This window comes from Abiotrophia sp., from assembly GCF_057275535.1.
The window spans coordinates 263,700-282,993 of sequence record NZ_DBHIRJ010000001.1 but is presented as its reverse complement, the minus strand read 5'-3'; the positions used below and the strand labels follow the sequence as shown (position 1 = coordinate 282,993).

The following is a 19,294-nucleotide window of genomic DNA, read 5'->3' as shown; positions in this document are numbered from 1 at the left end:
TCCTTTGGTTAGTCGTTCTTTTATTTATTGTCTAACTTTTTGGGGTCAGTACAAAGGATGGCTTTTGACATTTTAATCTCTAAAATAATGAGGCAAACTAGCGAAGACGCGTTTGTCGGCCCAACCAATCCAGGCGCCTTGGCAGAGCAGGGCGGCGATGGTGCCTAGGTTAACGGCATAGAGATGGCCGGAGAGGGTGAACATAATAATCAGCATGGCAATTGGGATGCTAAAGGTTAGGAGTTGCGCATGTACCGGGTTGCCATTGCAGAACTTGAAGCGGATGGTGTTAGTCAATTCATCGAGAGGATGAATAATCCAATTGACCCGTTGATAGATGGAAATGGCAATAGCAATCAGGAAGATTCCGGTGATATTCAAGACCAAGCGTAACCAAACCGGCAGACCAGGCAAGCCCAGCCAGCCCATACCTTGCACAAAAAATTGGACCAAGACGCTGAAAGGGAAGATGAAGACAAAATTTCCTATAATTAGAGGAATATCTATTTTCTTATCAATGATAATGTTCAGAATAATGCCTAGCAAGGCATTGCAGAGCAAGACGGTACCCAGTTGAATAGGAAAATAGTTAGAAATATTGACGGAGGCAGCAGTCCACATGGAAGAACCCATATTCATGGAGATGGTCAGGGCGTTGCCAAAGGTATTGAGTAAGATTGAGATAGATAGGTAATAAATTCTTTCCTGGAGAGTGAGTGGGCGGGGTTGAGACATTATTTAAAGTTCCTTTCTTGATTTCACAACCCTATTATTCTAGCATAATTCCCCCAATTTGCCTATCAGGAAATCCTCAAGCAGACGGGTTGAAGTTAGGACGCAAAATACCTATAATAGTAACTAGAAATGACCCGTATTTTATAGGAAGAAAAACTTCCTCGCTCCCTAAAAAGGGACTGACAAACGGATTTCTGGCTAAAGAAAGATAGAAAGAAGGAATACTATGGCACAAGTAGAAAGTTTTACCCTAGATCATAATGCCGTTAAGGCGCCTTATGTCCGCCTAGCTGGCACGGAGCGCCACGAATCTGGAGCCCTCTTGCAAAAATATGACATGCGTTTCTTGCAGCCTAACCAAGATGCAATCCCTACAGGAGCCCTCCATACTCTGGAACACTATTTGGCCATTAACTTACGCGATGAGTTGGAAGGGGTCGTGGATATCTCGCCAATGGGTTGCCGTACTGGCTATTACATGGTGATTTGGAATGAACACACGCCAGCAGAAGTGGCTCAAGCGCTAGCCAATGTTTTGAAGAAGGTTCAAGGCTTTACTGATATTCCGGCAGCCACCGCTAAGGAATGTGGGAACTACAAGGATCATTCTCTCTGGGGCGCCAAAGAATATGCCCGTTTGGTCTTAGAACAAGGTATTAGCACGGATCCTTTTGTTCGTGACCAAGTAATCCGTTAATTTATATCAAAAAGGACAGGTCTAGGCCTGTCCTTTTTATCTACTCCAATATAGGAATCAAAAAAATGTTGCCGACAGGAAAGATAGGGTAAGGTCTAGGTCCTAGTATGAGAGAGTAGGTCGTTAGCTTGCCATCCCTAGCCTGTTATAGGACACAAAAGGCGATGGTAGCGATATTTTCATGAAAGCATTTCCTATCAGTTGGTCGTTTTCCGACCATTTGAAACAAGATGAAAATTACATGAGAAATATAAATGTATGCGGTTTAACATTTGCATTATAGGAATAAGAATGGTATCATTAAAGAGGTTAGAGAAGGAGCAATTCTTCTTGAGACGGGAGTCTGAGAAGCTTTGCATGGTCAATCTTTGACCAAAGGAGGCAGATGATGCGAGATATGTTTTCTTTGATTGAGAAAGTCGTCCCGCAAGTCGGCCAAGAATTAGTACAGCGATTGCGCATAATGAAGACCTTGGCCCAACATCCCGAGCGGATTGGTCGTAAGACCCTAGCAGAGGAAGTGGCCCTATCAGAGCGTAGCTTGCGAACCTTGATGGATAGCTTGAGGTCTCAGGGCTTGGTGGATGTCAAGCAGTCGGGGATTCGGCTAACGCCTATTGGCTTAGATGTTTTGGAAGCCATGGAGCAAGCCTTAGACGATCACCATGAGTTCTTCGAGCTGGCTCAAGGAGTCAAGGAGAAGCTAGGACTGCAAGAAGTCTGGATTGTCAAAGGTGATGCCGATATCGACCCTAAGGTTGGGAGCCGACTAGGACGCAAGGTAGCAGAGTTTCTGGCCTTGAACCTAGAATCAGGACGTCAAGTGCTAGCCATGACCGGGGGAACTACCCTGGCTCAAGTAGCCCAAGAATTCACACCTCAGTTGGGAGAAGATAGAGACCTAGTCTTTGTACCTGCTCGTGGCGGGGTTGGGGGTTCTTATGACATTCAAGCCAACAATATTGGGGGCTTGATGGCTAAACAGACGGATGGTCAGTTTGTGCCACTCTTTATCCCTGAGAATATCGGGGAGCAAGTTTCGCAAGTACTACTCAACAATCCTTCTATACGTCATGCTGTTGAATTAAGTAAGACAGCCAATGTGCTCTTGTTATCGGTCGGTAATGCCAATGTGATGGCAGAACGACATGATTTAACGGCGGATCAGAAGCGATTATTGAAGGACCAAGATGCGGTTGGAGAAGCCTTCGGGGTATTTTTCAATCAAAGCGGCCAGGAGGTCTTACGTTTACCGAGATTTGGGATTCAATTCCAGTCTTTGCGTGAGGTGCCTCTCTTGATTACCGTAGTAGGCGGCGCTAGCAAGGCCCGCGCTGTAGAGGCTTACTACAAACTTATCCAACATCATGGCGTTCTAATCTGTGATGAAGGAATCGCAAACATGGTTTTAAGTGGGGCTAATACCCCGTTAAAATAAATTTTTCCTTAAGGAGGAAGTCAAATATGACAGTAAAAGTAGGTATTAACGGTTTTGGACGTATCGGTCGTTTAGCATTCCGTCGTATCCAAGATGTAGAAGGTTTGGAAGTTGTAGCAATCAACGACTTAACTGATGCTAAACAATTAGCACACTTATTAAAATATGACTCAACTCAAGGTCGTTTCAACGGTGAAGTTGAAGTATTAGACGGTGCTTTCCGTGTGAACGGTAAAGAAGTTAAAGTTTTAGCTAACCGTAATCCTGAAGAATTACCTTGGGGTGAATTAGGTGTAGATATCGTGCTTGAATGTACTGGTTTCTTCACTTCAAAAGAAAAAGCTGAATTACACTTAAAAGCTGGTGCTAAACGTGTAGTTATCTCAGCTCCTGGTGGTAACGACGTACCAACAGTTGTTTACAACGTTAACCACAACATCTTAACTGGGGATGAAACAGTAATCTCTGGTGCTTCATGTACTACTAACTGCTTGGCTCCAATGGCTAAAGCTTTACAAGACAACTTCGGCGTTGTAGAAGGTTTAATGACTACTATCCACGCTTACACTGGTGACCAAAACACCTTGGATGCTCCACACCCTAAAGGTGACTTGCGTCGTGCTCGCGCAGCAGCTGCAAACATCGTACCTAACACAACTGGTGCTGCTAAAGCTATCGGCTTAGTAATCCCAGAATTGAACGGTAAATTAGACGGGGCTGCACAACGTGTTCCTGTACCAACTGGTTCTTTAACTGAATTAGTAACTGTTTTAGAAAAACCTGTAACTGCTGAAGAAGTTAACGCAGCTATGAAAGCAGCAGCTAACGAATCTTACGGTTACACTGAAGATCCACTCGTATCTTCTGACATCGTAGGGATCACTTACGGTTCATTATTTGACGCAACTCAAACCAAAGTAATGACTGTAGGCGACAAACAATTAGTTAAGACTGTATCTTGGTATGACAACGAAATGTCATACACTGCTCAATTAATTCGTACCTTAGCTTACTTCGCAAGCTTATAATCATAAGTTTCATATACGAATGTCGAGCTTAGTCGCATGACACTCTAGGCGGGGAAGTGACAAGCTTCCTCGCCTTTTGTTTATTATCACCGCTTTGGTGTTGAGGTCAGTTGCATCAGCAGGTTGACCCATCGCCAGGAAGAGTCACAGCTGTCAATTGATAACAGCACCAAATCGCATGCCCAAGGAGGTTTTTATATGGCAAAAAAAATCGTAACAGATTTAGATGTAGCAGGTAAAAAGGTATTAGTTCGGGTGGACTTCAACGTTCCAATGAAAGACGGCGTCATCACCGACGACAACCGGATTGTTCAAGCTTTGCCAACTATCCAATACTTAATCGATAACAAAGCAAAACTCATCCTCTTCTCTCACTTAGGCAAAGTTAAAACTGAAGAAGACAAGGCTTCTAAGTCTTTAGCTCCAGTTGCAAAACGTTTAGGTGAATTATTAGGTAAGGAAGTAACTTTCGTGCCAGAAACCCGTGGGGCAGCTTTAGAAGCAGCTATTGACGGTTTAGCTGAAGGCGATGTCTTAGTATTCGAAAACACTCGTTTTGAAGACATCGACGGTAAAAAAGAATCTAAAAATGACCCAGAATTGGGCAAATACTGGGCAAGCTTGGGTGACCTCTTCGTCAACGATGCCTTTGGGACAGCTCACCGTTCCCACGCATCTAATGTTGGGGTGGCAAGCCACTTGGAAACTGCCGCTGGTTTCTTGATGGATAAGGAAATCAAGTTCATTGGTGGCGCGGTTGACAATCCAAAACGTCCATTTGTTGCAATCTTAGGTGGAGCTAAGGTCTCCGATAAGATTGGGGTTATTGAAAACCTCCTCGACAAGGCTGACAAAGTCTTAATCGGTGGTGGGATGGCTTACACCTTCTTCAAAGCAAAAGGCTACGAAGTAGGGCTTTCGCTCTTAGAAGCTGATCGCGTAGAATTAGCTAAAGAAATCATGGCCAAGGCTGGCGACAAATTAGTATTGCCAATTGACAACAAGGTGGCGCCAGAATTTAGCAATGATGCACCAATTACAGTGGTACCTTCAGATGCTATTCCAGCAGATCAAGAAGGTTTAGACATCGGTCCAGCGACTGTTAAACTCTTCTCTGACTACTTACAAGATGCTAAGACCGTTGTATGGAACGGGCCAATGGGTGTCTTCGAGTTCTCTAACTTTGCTGGCGGGACCATTGGGGTCTGCGAAGCAATTGCGCACCTTGAAGGGGCAACCACTATTATCGGTGGGGGGGACTCTGCGGCAGCCGCAGCTCAATTAGGCTATGCTGATAAGTTCACTCACATCTCAACTGGTGGGGGCGCGTCCTTAGAATACCTCGAAGGTAAGGAATTACCAGGGGTTGCTTCTATCTCAGATAAATAAGAATTCAATCAATCTGTGAAGGCCGGGGCTTCTTTCTAAGCCTCGGGGCCTTCCATAATCCTTAGGAGGATACTAATGAGAAAACCAATTATTGCAGGTAACTGGAAAATGAACAAAACCAACGAAGAAGCGAAAGCCTTCGTTGAGGCGGTTAAAGGTAAATTACCTTCCGCAGATCTTGTTGAAGCAGTTGTAGGCGTTCCAGCCTTAGTGGCTTCTGACGTTAAAGCAAGCTTAGCTGGGTCAGACTTAGGTTTGGCAGTACAAAACTGCTACTTCGAAGATGCAGGTGCCTTTACAGGTGAAACTAGCCCAGCATCACTCAAAGCATTAGGTGTTGACTATGTTATCATTGGTCACTCAGAACGTCGTGAATACTTCCATGAGACAGACCAAGATGTTAACAAGAAGGGCTTAGCAATCTTCCGCAACGGCATGGTGCCAATTATCTGCTGTGGTGAAACTTTAGAACAATACGAAGCAGGTCAAGCAGAAGAAGTTGTTGAAAAACAAGTAACAGCTGCTTTGGCAGGTTTCTCGGAAGATCAAGTGAAAGCTTCTGTGATCGCTTATGAACCAATTTGGGCGATTGGGACTGGTAAATCCGCGACCAAAGAAGATGCACAAAAAATGTGTGCAGCGGTTCGTTCAGTCGTAGCTAAGAACTTTGGTCAAGCAGCAGCAGACGCTGTACGTGTGCAATATGGTGGCTCAGTTAAACCAGAGAACGTGGCAGAATACATGTCATGTCCAGATGTTGACGGTGCCTTAGTCGGCGGTGCTTCTTTAGTACCAGAATCATTCTTAGCGTTATTAGAAGGTGTGAAATAATGTCAAAAGCTCCTGTAGCCTTAATCATCTTGGACGGCTTCGCTATTCGCGACGAAGTATTCGGGAATGCCGTTAAAGCAGCCAAGAAACCAAACTTTGACCGTTACTGGGAAACTTACCCTCATAACCAACTCAAAGCTAGCGGCGAAGACGTGGGCTTGCCAGATGGCCAAATGGGTAACTCCGAAGTAGGTCACTTGAACATTGGGGCAGGGCGTATTGTATATCAATCCCTAACCCGTATTAACATTTCCATTCGTGAAGGCCAATTCTACGAAATTCCTGAATTGGTTGAAGCGGTGAAAGCAGCCAAAGAATCAGGTAAAGCTCTTCATTTGATGGGCTTAATCTCTGACGGTGGGGTTCACTCTCACTATGAGCATCTCTTCGCCCTCTTGCGTTTAGCTAAGCAATATGGCCTTGAAAAAGTCTATGTTCACGGCTTCTTAGATGGTCGTGACGTGGCGCCATCTTCAGGTTTAGACTTCGTTAAGAAGACCGAAGAAGTCTTTGGTGAAGTCGGCGTAGGTCGCTTCGCAACCATTTCTGGTCGTTACTATGCTATGGACCGTGACAAGCGTTGGGAACGGGTGCAACTGGCTTATGACGCTATGGTTCACGGTAAAGGCGCTCAATTTGACTCTGCTGTGGCAGGGATTGAAGCTTCCTATAAGGAAGAAGTTTACGATGAGTTTGTTGTGCCATTTGTGGTCACTGAAGGTGGTCAACCAGTAGCTGAAATTGAATCTGGCGACTCTGTTGTCTTCTTCAACTTCCGTCCAGACCGGGCTATCCAATTAGGGACTGCCTTGTCTAACCCAGCTTTCGAAGGTTTCGACCGCGGCGACTATCCAAAAGACCTCAAGTTTGTGACCTTCACTGTATACAGCGATGATGTCTTAGCTGAGATTGCCTTCAAGAAGGAAGACCTCAAAAACACTATCGGTGAAGTCCTAGCCAATAATGGCAAACAACAATTACGGATTGCAGAAACTGAGAAATATCCTCACGTTACCTTCTTCATGAGTGGTGGCCGTCACGAGGAATTCCAAGGTGAAGATCGGATCTTGATCCCATCTCCTAAGGTCGCAACCTATGACCTCAAGCCAGAAATGTCTGCTTATGAAGTCAAGGATGCCTTAGTAGCTGCCATCAATGAAGATAAGTTGGATGCCATCATCCTTAACTTCGCTAACCCTGACATGGTAGGTCACTCTGGTATGTTAGAACCAACTGTCAAAGCCATTGAAGCGGTTGACGAGTGCTTAGGCGAAGTCGTTGACTTAATCTTAGCCAAAGGCGGTTCTGCCATCATTACAGCCGACCACGGGAACTCTGACGAAGTGGTGACTTTAGACGGTCAACCAATGACTGCCCACACAACTAACCCAGTGCCAGTTATTGTAACCAAGCCAGGAGTGGAACTTCGTTCAGGTGGCCGTTTGGCTGACTTGGCCCCAACCATGTTGGATTTATTAGGGGTTGCGCAACCGGTAGAAATGACCGGGGAATCCCTCATTAAGAAATAGGTTAAAAAGCAAGAAAATCTTTGCATTTTGCCACGAAAATCACTAAAATAGATAGTGGCAATACTCTTAAGTAATTAAGAGGCTAATCAACTTTAAAGGAGAGAACAATATGCCATACATTACAGACGTTTATGCTCGTGAAGTCCTCGACTCTCGCGGTAACCCAACCATCGAAGTAGATGTTTACACTGAAAGTGGTGCCTTCGGTCGTGGGATGGTTCCATCAGGTGCGTCAACTGGTGAATATGAAGCAGTTGAATTGCGTGATGGCGACAAATCACGTTACTTAGGTAAAGGGGTTTCTAAAGCAGTTGACAACGTGAACAACGTCATCGCTGACGCTTTGTTAGGCTACGATGTTTTAGAACAAAACGCCATCGACAAATTGATGATTGAATTAGACGGGACTCCTAACAAAGGGAAACTCGGTGCTAATGCAATCTTAGGTGTATCGATTGCTGTTGCTCGCGCTGCTGCTGACTACTTAAACGTTCCACTTTACAAATACTTAGGTGGCTTCAATACGAAAGTATTACCAACACCAATGATGAACATTGTCAATGGTGGTTCTCACTCTGACGCGCCAATCGCTTTCCAAGAGTTCATGATCTTGCCAGTAGGCGCACCAAGCTTCAAAGAAGCACTTCGTTGGGGGGCAGAAATCTTCCACGAATTGAAATCTATCTTACACAAACGTGGTTTAGTAACTGCTGTTGGTGACGAAGGTGGTTTCGCTCCTAACTTTGAAGGGACTGAAGATGGCGTAGAAACTATCTTAGAAGCTATCAAGAACGTTGGTTTGGAACCAGGTAAAGATGTATTCTTAGGTTTCGACTGTGCAGCTTCTGAATTCTACGAAGATGGCGTATACGACTACACTAAGTTCGAAGGCGACAAAGGTGCAAAACGTACTTCTGCTGAACAAGTAGACTACTTGGAAGAATTGGTTAACAAATACCCAATCATCACCATTGAAGACGGTATGGACGAAAACGACTGGGATGGTTGGAAATTATTGACTGACCGTTTAGGTTCTAAAGTTCAATTAGTAGGTGACGACTTGTTCGTAACTAACACTGCTAAATTGTCTGAAGGGATCGAAAAAGGGATTGGTAACTCAATCTTAATCAAGGTTAACCAAATCGGTACCTTGACTGAGACCTTCGATGCAATCGAAATGGCTCAAAAAGCTGGTTACACTGCAGTAGTATCTCACCGTTCAGGTGAAACTGAAGACTCAACCATCTCTGATATCGCTGTAGCAACTAACGCTGGCCAAATCAAGACTGGTTCATTGTCACGTACTGACCGTATCGCTAAGTACAACCAATTGCTCCGTATCGAAGACGAATTAGGCGAAGTAGCTCGCTACGACGGCTTGAAGTCTTTCTACAACTTAGGTAAATAATTCTTAAGTAAGCTTGAGACTAGGGCGTATGTCCTAGTCTCTTTTTTGTTGACTTAGGGATTGGCGACTCACTAGATAGAGGACAAGCAAGCAGCCAGCTCCAGACCTAGTGTCTGAAACTGGCTGCTTAAGTGCTTAGTTGTAGTAGTAAGAAGTGTTGTAGTTGTAGTCGTATTGATTGTAATGACCGTAGTTATAGTCATAATCATTGCTGTAGTAATAGTTGTAATTGTAATCATAGTTATAATCGTAGTTTTGACTATAGTCATAGCTGTAATCGTAGTTGTTGTCATGACTACTATTGTTGGAAGGTGCGTCTTCTGAATGGCTTTCGCTTGATTGGTAATCGTATGATTCTAGCTCATCGTCTTCGAAAACTGGACGTGGTTGGGAGACAGCGGGTGGAAGAGTTGCGGTAGTCATTACTTGACTGTCTTCAGGAGCCACAACAATAGGATCGAGTGGCTTGTAACCATTGGCCATCGTGTTTTTTGGTTTGGTCTCTTGGTTAGAGAAGCGAGGAACAAAACCTGGTAAGCCTTGGCTTGGTCTTGGTGGTAAAGTGGCAGTCGTCATCACTTGGTTGTCCAGGGGGTCTAAGACTAATGGGGGGAGTGCGCTAGCTTGGACATTAGCAGTAGCCAAAGCACAAGCAGCAAGAGTTGATAGCCCTAAAAAGCTAATAAGGGATTTTTTCATAGGATTCTCTCCTTTATATTTTGATGGACTGAGTATAGCATGATTGAAATCTATTGTAAACGTAAAAACTAAAGAAAATAATAAAATAGAAAACCTAATATATGTATATAAACAATAAAAATAGCAAGGTTTAAAAAGGTAGTTTTTGATACCTGAAGGATTGTAAAACTTGAATATCTCGAATTTTAAGTATAAAACTAATTATTAGAATTCAATGTGTAGGTATTTTATTTTAAATATAACCGATACAATATTTAGTCGTACGTTTTTCTAAGGATTTACTTTATAAAATAGCGGTACAATCTAGTTCTTTACTTGTGCAAAATAGCTGATAATTGTGTAAAATAGAAGTGGCGAGAAGTGATGAGGTCAGAGGAGCGCGAATAAGTGTGAGCGGAATAGGAGTACTATATTTTCTGATTATTGTAGTTGCCAATGCCGTAGGTAGCGTGTCGGGTATGGGCGGTGGTGTCATTATCAAACCGGTTTTGGACTTTGTAGGCCATGATTCGGTAGTGGCTATCTCTTTTTATTCGACGGTGGCAGTCTTTACTATGTCTTTGGTATCGACCATACGTCAAGTTCAAGCGGGACGTAAAATCCAGTGGCAGCAAGTAGCCTATCTGGCTTTAGGGTCAGTTTTGGGCGGCTACCTGGGTAATCAAACTTTTGAGTTTTTGCTTAAAAGAGTAGCGCAGGCCAGTCAGGTTACCCTGATTCAAATCGCAGTAACAGTGGTGCTATTAGTTTTTGCCATGGTTTACACGCGCTACGAAAATTTACATTGGTCCAAGCAAGGGGCACTCTGGTATAGTGCTGTAGGTTTATGTTTGGGATTTTTTGCCAGTCTATTAGGAATCGGCGGAGGACCTATTAATGTTTCCTTGCTTATGCTTGTTTTCGCTATGCCAATCAAGGAAGCAACCGTCTATTCTATTGCTACTATTTTTTGTTCCCAGTTAACCAAGTTGGTGACCATTGCCTGGGGGGCAGGTTTTGCTCGTTATGACCTATCGATTTTGGCATATATCGTACCAGCGGCTATCGTGGGTGGCTTACTAGGAGCACGGATGTCACGACTTCTATCCGATCAAGCTGTTCGCCGGGTCTTTCAATGGGTGGTCTTGCTAGTCATAGGGATTAATCTCTATAATGCCTTTCAATTATGGCATTAGGAGTTGTTAGCTTGCCTAATATGTGGTATTATAAGGGGTAGAGATTTTCGAAAAAGGAGGAAGTACCTTGTCAGAAGTATTGACTGTTGCCTTAGTCATCGTATCAATTATTCTAATTATGTTGGTCATTATGCAACCATCTAAAAGTAATGCAGCAAGCTCATTGTCAGGTGGTAGTGCCGAGAACCAAATGAGTAAGACCAAGGCCCGTGGTTTTGAGGCTTTTCTCATTCGCTCAACCGTGGTGTTTGGCGTCTTGTTCTTTGTGTTAGCCTTAGCACTTGCTTATTTCTCTTCTAAATAAGTTGCTTAAGTTTTAGATCTCTGACCTTAGACTCAGAGGTCTTTTTTCTTGAAAAGGAGGAATGATTATGCCCCTCTCTAAGGGTGCCTATTATATAGAAGCTCCGGGAGCTAGGCTTGGTATCATTCTCTGCCACGCCTACACAGGCAGCACGGCTGATGTAAGGCCTCAGGCTGGGCTACTGAATCGTCAAGGCTATGGCGTACTCTGTCCCCTATTTACAGGGCATGGGACGACAGATATCCAAGATATCTTGAATGCTGGACCTGAAATCTGGTGGCAAGACTTACAAGAGGCTCTAGCCTTTATGAAAGAACGCTACGAAAAAGTCCTGGTCTTCGGCCTATCTATGGGTGGAGTTATGGCCATGCGCGCCCTATGTGAGGCGGATAGTCAACTTCTTGGTGGGGGCGTCTTTAATTCGCCAGTAATTAGTCGGGATGGCCTACATTTAGAAAATCGCTTCATTGCCTTTGCCCGCTACTTGGCAGAAAAGCGAGGTGATTTGCCTGACTATTTACAAACAGAAGAAGCAGTTCGGACTGCCCACCGGCAACAGGTAGCGGACATTCAGTCTTTCGCTCGTGGTTTTGAAGACCAACTCGCTTCGATTGAACTACCTATTTACATTGTTCAATCGGCCCAAGATGAATTAGTAGACCCAGAGGCGGTCTATGACTTATTGGAGGCGCTGGAATCAGCTAAAATCACTTTCCACTGGTGTGAAGAGAACACCCATGTTATTACCACTAACCGCAATCGGTCAGACTTCGAAGCTAGCCTATTGCAATTTATCCAAGCATTTGATAACTAAAAAAATTTAATTTAAAACAAAGGAGGTGCATGAGACGCTATGAGTGCACTCACAAGCATTGAAAAAAGAATTTTATCCTATTTGAAGGATCAAGAAGCGGGGGCAACCGTGACGAGCCAATCCTTGGCCAAAGCCCTCAATTACGGCGGTACTAAGATGTATAAGAAACTGGTGCGTGCCATTAATTATTTAGAAAATATCGGAGAGTTAGAGCAGACCAAACGAGGTCATTATCGACTTAACTCCAAGGCTACCAGGACAGTAGTGGGAACCTATCGAGCCAATGCCCAAGGTTTTGGTTTTGTCACCTATGCCGAAGACCAACCTGATTTCTTCGTTCCTCGAGGCCGCGCCCTGAACGCCATGCAAGGGGACACGGTAGAAGTAGAAGTCCTGAAATTGGCTAATCCTCAAACTGGTAAAGGCTCTGAAGTTCAAGTCTTGCGCGTAATTGAACGCGCAGTGAGCCAGTTGGTTGGAGAATTCGTCGCTTACCCAAGCCAAGTTCGTCAGGAACGTCAGGCTCTGGGCTATGTCTTACCACAAGGTGATTACAGTGATGCCGTCCGGGTTGAAATCGATCCAGCTGGGATTCAGCCTGCTGACCATTCTATTTGTATCGTTAAGATCAGTCAGTATCCGACAGCAGAAGCGCCTCACATTTTACGAGGCCTAGTAGCTAAGGAAATTGGTCACCGGGATGAGCCCGGTGTGGATATCTTATCCGTTCTCTATCAATTCGGAATTCCTCATGAATTCCCAGAGGCAGTGAAAGAAGCGGCTGAGGCAGTGCCTCAGACCTTATCAGCTCAGGACCTTGCCAATCGGGAAGATTTGCGACAAGAGGTCATTCTGACGATTGACGGGGCAGATGCCAAGGACTTAGATGATGCCATCTCGCTTGACCGCCTAGAGAATGGCGATTATGTCCTAGGTGTTCATATTGCTGACGTATCCTATTATGTAGAAGAGGGGTCTGCCTTAGATTTGGAAGCTTACCAGCGCGGAACTTCTGTCTATTTAACTGACCGAGTCGTGCCAATGTTGCCACAGCGCTTGTCCAATGGGATTTGTTCCCTGCATCCTCATGAAGATCGCTTGACCCTATCTTGTCAAATGGTCATAGATAGCCAGGGACAGGTTAAATCCCATCGTATCTTCCGCTCAGTTATCCATTCTTCTTACCGCATGACCTATGATGATGTCAATGCTATCTTAGAAGGGGATGAGGCACTGCGTCAAAAATATGCGCCAATCGTGGATCTTTTAGAAGATATGAGCCAGCTCCATCATCTGCTCGAAGCCAAACGAATTAAGCGAGGTGCGCTGGATTTTGATGCGCCAGAAGCCAAGGTCTTGGTCGATAACCAAGGTCATCCGCTGGATATTCAATTGCGGGAACGTGGCTTAGCTGAACGTTTGATTGAATCCTTTATGTTGGCAGCTAATGAGACGGTGGCTAAACACTATATGACTCGCGACTATCCTATGATTTATCGGGTCCATGAGCAACCTGATTCAGAACGTATGCAACGATTCGCTGAGTTCATTACCGCTTTTGGTATTGTCCTCAGAGGTAAGGTAGAAACGATTGCGCCTAAGCAACTGCAACAAGCTCTTAAGCAAGTTGATGGGCAAGACTTTGAACAGGCTGTTTCCACTATGATGTTGCGTTCTATGAAACAAGCCCGCTATAGTGAAGAAGCCCTTGGTCACTATGGGTTAGCAACGGCTGAGTATACCCACTTTACTTCGCCTATCCGGCGCTATCCAGATCTGATTGTTCATCGCCTTATTCATCGTTATCTGGATAAGAAACCAAGTCATCAGGATAAGGCTCGTATTTTTGACCAGTTGCCAGGCATTGCTGACCAAAGTTCTAAAATGGAGCGTCGAGCAATTGATGCCGAGCGTGATGTGACTGCTATGAAGAAAGCTGAATACATGCTAGATAAAATCGGGCAAGAATTTGAAGGAGTCATCTCTTCGGTGACCTCATTTGGTATCTTTGTTGCCTTACCTAACACAGTTGAAGGTTTGATTAGTCTTAAGGACTTGACGGGCGACTACTATGAGTTCGATCAGGCCCATCTATTGCTAGTAGGGCAAAGAACAGGTCGAATCTTCCGGATTGGTCAGAAGGTTAAAGTACGTTTGGAAGCTGTGAATGTTGGCGAACGAGAAATTGATTTTAGCTTGCTTGAAGCTGAACCAGTGACTGGCTTAGATGTAGACTTAGTCCTACAACGTAGCAAACAAGCTAAGGTTGCTAATAAGTCGGCGAAAGGCAAGCATCAAGACAGACAGCGCAAAGACGAGTCAGCTAGAGCTTCCGCTAAGAAGAAGCGTGTGACTAAAGAAGGCAAGGCATCTGGCAATAAGGCTGGAGCAGGCAAGTCCAAGGGCTCAAAAGCCAATAAAGGTCGTCAAGAGGACAAGGGCAAAGCCAAATCTAAGTCTGCTAGCAAGCGTCATCGCAAGGAACTGTCTGAGCATCAAAGCAAGGATAGCCGTCAGGCTAAGAAGCAGTCTTTTGCAAGTGACAAGGCTAGCAAAAAATCAGCTAAGTCTACGGAAAGTAAATTTAAGCAATTTAAGATTAAACGCAAGCAACCTCAGGCTAACCGCCTAGGTTAGCTCCTGCGGAAAAGAGGTGACTGATGTCGCAAGATAAGCCTTTAGCTCAGAATCGCAAGGCGCGTCATGATTATGAGATTCTTGAAACCTATGAAGCGGGTATGGTCTTAACCGGGACAGAGATTAAGTCCATTCGCAAGGGCAAGATGAACCTTAAGGATGGCTTTATCTCCATTCGTGATGGGGAGGCTTGGCTTAAGCAGGTCCATATCAGCCCCTACGATCATGGTAATATTTTTAACCATGACCCAGAGCGGGATCGTAAGCTCTTGCTTCATAAGAAAGAGATTCAGACTCTACATCGCGAAGTCCAACAAAACCGGATGACCCTGGTACCACTGAAGGTTTATCTGGTAAGGGGCCGGGCCAAATTACTCTTTGGCCTTGCGCGTGGTAAGAACAAGTATGATAAGCGTCATGCCCTCAAGGATCAACAGGCCAAACGGGATATTGACCGCGCCCTTAAAATCAGATAAGCAACTGGGACCATGGGTCCCAGTTTTTTTGTGCCCATTGTCTTGTAAAGAGCTAGGTCGATAAGCTTTTATGTAAAAAAATGGTTACCATACTTTCCTATTAAGAGGGGATTGTGGTAGAATAAGATTGATAGAGTCTGCCTCGCTCAGGAGGCAACTAGATAGAGAAAGGAAGTTATTAATCAATGATTTTTAAAGTAACATATCAACCCAATACCCAACAAGTTCCTACTCGGGAAAATACCCAAACCCTTTATGTAGAAGCTGCTAGCAAAGGGGAAGCACGGGAATTGATTGCTAAGTATACACCATACAATGTGGAGTTCGTCCAAGAATTATCACCTGCTCATTTAGCTTATGAGCAAGAGTCCAACCCGGACTTCGAAGTGTCGGTGTTCTAGTATGGCAGTTAATTTAAAGAATAACGAAACCGGCGTCTTCGCCCTAGGGGGCTTAGGCGAAATCGGGAAGAACATGTATGGTGTACAGTTCCAAGACGAAATCATCTTACTAGATTGTGGGGTTATGTTCCCGGAAGATGATTTGCTAGGGATTGATTACGTAATTCCTGATTTTTCTTACATTATGCAAAACCAGAGTAAGGTCAAAGCCCTGATTATTAGTCACGGTCACGAAGACCACATCGGGGGTATTCCCTTCCTCCTGCAACAAATCAATGTGCCTATCTATGCCGGTAAACTAGCGGCTTCGCTGATTCGCAATAAGTTGCAAGAACGCGGACTTCTGCGTCAAGCTGAAATTCACGAAATTGATGAAGATGCGGTCATCCGTTTCCGCAAGACAACGGTAAGTTTCTATTTAACAACCCACAGTATTCCTGAAGCCTACGGGGTGGTCGTTAAGACACCTCCAGGCAATATCGTCTTTACAGGTGACTATAAGTTCGACTTCACTCCTGTAGGTAAGCCAGCAGACTTACACCGCATGGCTAAAATCGGGGAAGAGGGCGTCTTAGTCCTTTTAGGGGATTCCACAAACTCAGAAATTCCAACCTTTACCAAGTCGGAACAAGTGGTGGGACAATCTATTAAAAACATTATTCAGAAGGTAGAAGGCCGGGTTATCTTTGCAACCTTCGCTTCTAACGTTTCGCGTCTCCAACAAGTGGTCGAAACGGCCCAAGAAACAGGGCGTAAGATTGCTGTCTTCGGTCGTAGTATGGAATCGGCTATTAAGACAGGGCGGGAACTAGGCTATATCAAAGATGATGATGAGCTCTTTGTAGAGCAACGTGATCTCAACCGGGTGCCGGCTGAGCAACTCATCATTCTCTGTACCGGTTCACAAGGGGAACCGATGGCGGCCCTAAGTCGTATCGCCAACGGGACTCACCGTCAAATTCAAGTTCAACCTAACGATACAGTCATCTTCTCAAGTTCACCAATTCCTGGTAATACCATGAGTGTTAACCGAGTGATCAACCAACTCTGTGAAGTTGGGGCCCATGTGATTCATGGTAAGGTTAACAACATCCACACATCTGGTCACGGTGGTCAGCAAGAGCAATTACTGATGATGCGCCTCATGAAGCCTAAGTACTTTATGCCAGTCCACGGTGAATTCCGTATGCAAAGTATTCAAGCTGGCCTAGCCCAACAAACAGGGATTCCTAAGGAAAACTGCTTTGTTATGGAAAATGGTCAGATGCTAGCCGTAACCGCTGATAGTGCTCGGATTGCGGGCAAGTTTACGGCAAATAGCATCTATGTGGATGGGAGCGGCATTGGCGATATCGGACATGTCGTGATCCGCGACCGTCGTAACCTATCAGAAGATGGTTTAGTGGTGATTTCTGCCACTTTAGACTATGAAAACAAGCAGTTGGTTAGCGGACCTGACATTATGTCGCGTGGTTTTATCTACATGCGAGAGTCCAGCGACCTAATTCACTCCTTGCAGTCTAGCCTCAAGTCAGCCATTAACCGTGGCCTTAACGAAAATGGCAATAACGTGAGCGAACGCCTGATTCGCGAAATGATTATGGACACTATCGTGCCTCTAATTTATGAACGGACCGAACGTTCTCCAATGATTATGCCGGTCTTGTTGGACATCAATAAGGGTGTCCGCCGTCGAAAACAGCGAACCGAACAAGACTAAGCAAAGTCTAGACAGATAAGCTTATTAGAAAAGAGGAATGTTTATGTCACGTATTGAAAAAGTAAGAGCTCAGCTCGCTGCACAAGGATTAGATGCCTTGGTAGTGACTAACTTAAAAAATATTCGCTACTTAGCTAATTTTACAGGGACGACTGCGGCCTTGGTTATTACATCAGATCAAGCCATTTTCGTAACTGATTTCCGTTATGTGCAGCAAGCAAGTAAGCAAGCACCAGATTTTACCTTGTTACAAAACAAGAAGGAAATCTTCGCTGAAATTAATGACTTCTTAGTTGCTAATCAGATTCAAAAAGTCGGGATTGAAGCGGATGAAATGAACGTTTCTACTTATCTTCGCATTAAGGATTTTTTTGGTCCAGAAGTGGTACCAACTCAGGGCTTAATTGAGAAAATCCGCGAAATTAAGGACGCAGATGAATTGGCAACCATGAAGAAGGCCTGCGAAATTACGGACCAAGCCTTCAGTCATATTCTGACTTTCATTAAGCCTGGTGTCACTGAGATTGAGGTGGCTAACGAATTAGAACGTTACCTCAAAACCTTAGGAGCTAGTGCCATGTCCTTTGATACCATTGTAGCCAGCGGCTTACGTTCAGCAATGCCTCACGGGGTGGCTTCCGATAAGGTTATTGAAGAAGGCGATGTAGTCACCTTAGACTTCGGTTGCTACTATCAAGGCTATTCTTCCGACATGACCCGTACCATTGCGGTTGGTTCAATCGATCCAAAACTGGAAGAAATTTACCATATTGTGTTGGAGGCCCATAACTTGGTTAACCAAAAGGCTAAAGCCGGTATGACCGGGGCTGAATTGGATGCTATCGCGCGTGACTACATCAGTGAAAAAGGTTATGGCCAATACTTCGGCCATAGTTTGGGTCACGGTGTTGGTTTGGACATTCATGAAGCGCCAGGCGTTAATGCCAAAAATGACCAACCAGTGGAAGTTGGTATGGTCATTACCAATGAGCCCGGTATTTATATCGAAGGCTTAGGTGGTGTGCGGATTGAAGACGACTTAGTAGTTCATCCAGACCATGTAGAATTGCTCAACCGCAGTCCAAAAGAATTGATTATTTTAGAAGTTTAAACCTAAAAAGGAGGAAGCCCAGATGACCCAAGAAAACAGTCATTTTGAACCACAAACGGTGGCACCCTTAGGGGAAATTAACATCACTACTGGTGTCCTTGAAGCTATTGCAGCTAAAGCTGTAAGTGAAGTAGAAGGTGTCTACCAACTCCACAAGTCTTTCCAAACAGAGGTAGGTGGATTCTTTGGTATGAATCCTGATCGGGTTGGTGCTCGTGTTCGCCGCGACGATTCAGAAATTGCCATTGATGTTAAAATCGACCTTAAATACGGCTATTCTGTACCTGAAGTTGCCATGAAGGTTCAACAAAAAGTTAAGGAACAAATCTTCTTCATGACGGATTTAGTTGTTCAAGAAGTCAATGTCCATGTCGCTAGCATCCAAACGGAAGCTAGTCAGCCTGTGGATTATCTCCACTTAGATGAAACTGATGGTGAGTAGTGTGACCAAGATGAGTAATCGACACCAAGTTCGGGAGAAGGCTGTTCAGACCATCTTCCAACTTATCCGGCCTCAAGTGCCCGTAAGCTTAGACCAAGCTTGTGCCTTCGCTCTTGAAGCAGGTAACGACCCTGAAGCTGGCTTTGAAGGCTCTGATGCCTACTTGGACCGCCTGGTTCAGGGTGTCAACCAAACAGCTGAGGAGCTAGACCAACGTATTAGTCACTATCTATCTGAAGACTGGACTTTGGATCGCTTAGCGCGGATTGACCTAGCTATTTTGCGACTTGCCTTCTACGAACTTCTCTATGTGAGTGAGGACGAAGTGCCAAGCAAGGTAGCTGTCAATGAAGCAGTAGAACTAGCTAAGACCTTTAGTGATGACAAATCGAAGCAATTTATTAATGGTGTACTAGCAGGTCTTCTAAAAGACCTTAAGAACTAAACATAAAAAGACCAC

General features: G+C 44.6%; 19 protein-coding genes. 17 read left to right on the top strand and 2 right to left on the bottom strand.

Translation table 11 applies throughout. The features are described from left to right. Window positions 1–72: 72 nt before the first annotated feature. On the bottom strand, window positions 73–735 hold the full coding sequence (locus ACO53F_RS01300) for a DUF6198 family protein (protein ID WP_485137008.1): 663 nt from the start codon (window positions 733–735) through the stop codon (window positions 73–75). Window positions 736–961: 226 nt separating this feature from the next. Here ACO53F_RS01300 and ACO53F_RS01295 point away from each other — a divergent pair, with 226 nt between their 5' ends. The 7 genes from ACO53F_RS01295 to eno all read left to right on the top strand — a co-directional run bounded on the left by ACO53F_RS01295 (window position 962) and on the right by eno (window position 9,055). Continuing rightward, the gene (locus tag ACO53F_RS01295; RefSeq protein ID WP_291428612.1) at window positions 962–1,432 is read left to right on the top strand and encodes an S-ribosylhomocysteine lyase; all 471 of its coding nucleotides are present in this window, start codon (window positions 962–964) and stop codon (window positions 1,430–1,432) included. A 388-nt stretch (window positions 1,433–1,820) separates the two neighbouring features. Further along, the gene (locus ACO53F_RS01290) at window positions 1,821–2,870 is read left to right on the top strand and encodes a sugar-binding transcriptional regulator (RefSeq protein ID WP_485137007.1); all 1,050 of its coding nucleotides are present in this window, start codon (window positions 1,821–1,823) and stop codon (window positions 2,868–2,870) included. Between the two features lie 26 nt (window positions 2,871–2,896). Beyond that, entirely contained in the window at window positions 2,897–3,898 is a 1,002-nt protein-coding gene (gap, locus tag ACO53F_RS01285; protein ID WP_298077025.1) for a type I glyceraldehyde-3-phosphate dehydrogenase, read from the top strand. 198 nt (window positions 3,899–4,096) lie between these two features. After that, a complete protein-coding gene (locus ACO53F_RS01280; RefSeq protein ID WP_070755291.1) occupies window positions 4,097–5,287 on the top strand; it encodes a phosphoglycerate kinase in 1,191 nt (396 codons plus the stop codon). 75 nt (window positions 5,288–5,362) lie between these two features. Next, a complete protein-coding gene (tpiA, locus tag ACO53F_RS01275) occupies window positions 5,363–6,118 on the top strand; it encodes a triose-phosphate isomerase (RefSeq protein ID WP_485137006.1) in 756 nt (251 codons plus the stop codon). After that, window positions 6,118–7,647, top strand: coding sequence for a 2,3-bisphosphoglycerate-independent phosphoglycerate mutase (gene gpmI / locus ACO53F_RS01270; protein ID WP_306485983.1), 1,530 nt, complete (start codon window positions 6,118–6,120; stop codon window positions 7,645–7,647). Before tpiA ends, gpmI begins: the two co-directional genes overlap by 1 nt. A 109-nt stretch (window positions 7,648–7,756) precedes the next feature. Then, window positions 7,757–9,055 (top strand): phosphopyruvate hydratase, encoded by a 1,299-nt coding sequence (gene eno / locus ACO53F_RS01265; protein WP_298077023.1) that lies wholly within the window; start codon window positions 7,757–7,759, stop codon window positions 9,053–9,055. Between the two features lie 135 nt (window positions 9,056–9,190). On the opposite strand, the gene ACO53F_RS01260 is transcribed toward eno, so the two are convergent. Beyond that, on the bottom strand, window positions 9,191–9,754 hold the full coding sequence (locus ACO53F_RS01260; RefSeq protein WP_485137005.1) for a hypothetical protein: 564 nt from the start codon (window positions 9,752–9,754) through the stop codon (window positions 9,191–9,193). Between the two features lie 389 nt (window positions 9,755–10,143). Between ACO53F_RS01260 and ACO53F_RS01255 the strand changes: the two genes are divergently transcribed. From ACO53F_RS01255 to nusB, 10 genes are all read left to right on the top strand, one after another. Continuing rightward, complete coding sequence (locus tag ACO53F_RS01255) at window positions 10,144–10,929, top strand: sulfite exporter TauE/SafE family protein (RefSeq protein ID WP_485137004.1); 786 nt, start codon at window positions 10,144–10,146, stop codon at window positions 10,927–10,929. Between the two features lie 67 nt (window positions 10,930–10,996). Beyond that, entirely contained in the window at window positions 10,997–11,233 is a 237-nt protein-coding gene (secG, locus tag ACO53F_RS01250) for a preprotein translocase subunit SecG (RefSeq protein WP_083316232.1), read from the top strand. Window positions 11,234–11,300: 67 nt separating this feature from the next. Beyond that, on the top strand, window positions 11,301–12,047 hold the full coding sequence (locus ACO53F_RS01245; protein ID WP_485137003.1) for an alpha/beta hydrolase: 747 nt from the start codon (window positions 11,301–11,303) through the stop codon (window positions 12,045–12,047). Window positions 12,048–12,086: 39 nt separating this feature from the next. Continuing rightward, window positions 12,087–14,684, top strand: a complete 2,598-nt coding sequence (rnr, locus tag ACO53F_RS01240) for a ribonuclease R (RefSeq protein ID WP_485137002.1) — start codon at window positions 12,087–12,089, stop codon at window positions 14,682–14,684. 23 nt (window positions 14,685–14,707) lie between these two features. Beyond that, window positions 14,708–15,160, top strand: a complete 453-nt coding sequence (gene smpB / locus ACO53F_RS01235; protein WP_268444934.1) for an SsrA-binding protein SmpB — start codon at window positions 14,708–14,710, stop codon at window positions 15,158–15,160. A 185-nt stretch (window positions 15,161–15,345) separates the two neighbouring features. Then, window positions 15,346–15,561 carry a DNA-directed RNA polymerase subunit epsilon gene (locus ACO53F_RS01230; RefSeq protein WP_023390973.1) on the top strand — a complete coding sequence of 72 codons (216 nt, stop codon included), beginning with the start codon at window positions 15,346–15,348 and terminating at the stop codon, window positions 15,559–15,561. 1 nt (window position 15,562) lies between these two features. Continuing rightward, the gene (gene rnjA / locus ACO53F_RS01225) at window positions 15,563–17,281 is read left to right on the top strand and encodes a ribonuclease J1 (protein ID WP_070755307.1); all 1,719 of its coding nucleotides are present in this window, start codon (window positions 15,563–15,565) and stop codon (window positions 17,279–17,281) included. A gap of 43 nt (window positions 17,282–17,324) precedes the next feature. Further along, the gene (locus ACO53F_RS01220) at window positions 17,325–18,392 is read left to right on the top strand and encodes a M24 family metallopeptidase (RefSeq protein WP_485137001.1); all 1,068 of its coding nucleotides are present in this window, start codon (window positions 17,325–17,327) and stop codon (window positions 18,390–18,392) included. Between the two features lie 22 nt (window positions 18,393–18,414). Continuing rightward, on the top strand, window positions 18,415–18,834 hold the full coding sequence (locus ACO53F_RS01215; protein WP_298078154.1) for an Asp23/Gls24 family envelope stress response protein: 420 nt from the start codon (window positions 18,415–18,417) through the stop codon (window positions 18,832–18,834). A gap of 10 nt (window positions 18,835–18,844) precedes the next feature. After that, the gene (nusB, locus tag ACO53F_RS01210) at window positions 18,845–19,279 is read left to right on the top strand and encodes a transcription antitermination factor NusB (RefSeq protein ID WP_485137000.1); all 435 of its coding nucleotides are present in this window, start codon (window positions 18,845–18,847) and stop codon (window positions 19,277–19,279) included. Window positions 19,280–19,294: the final 15 nt, after the last annotated feature.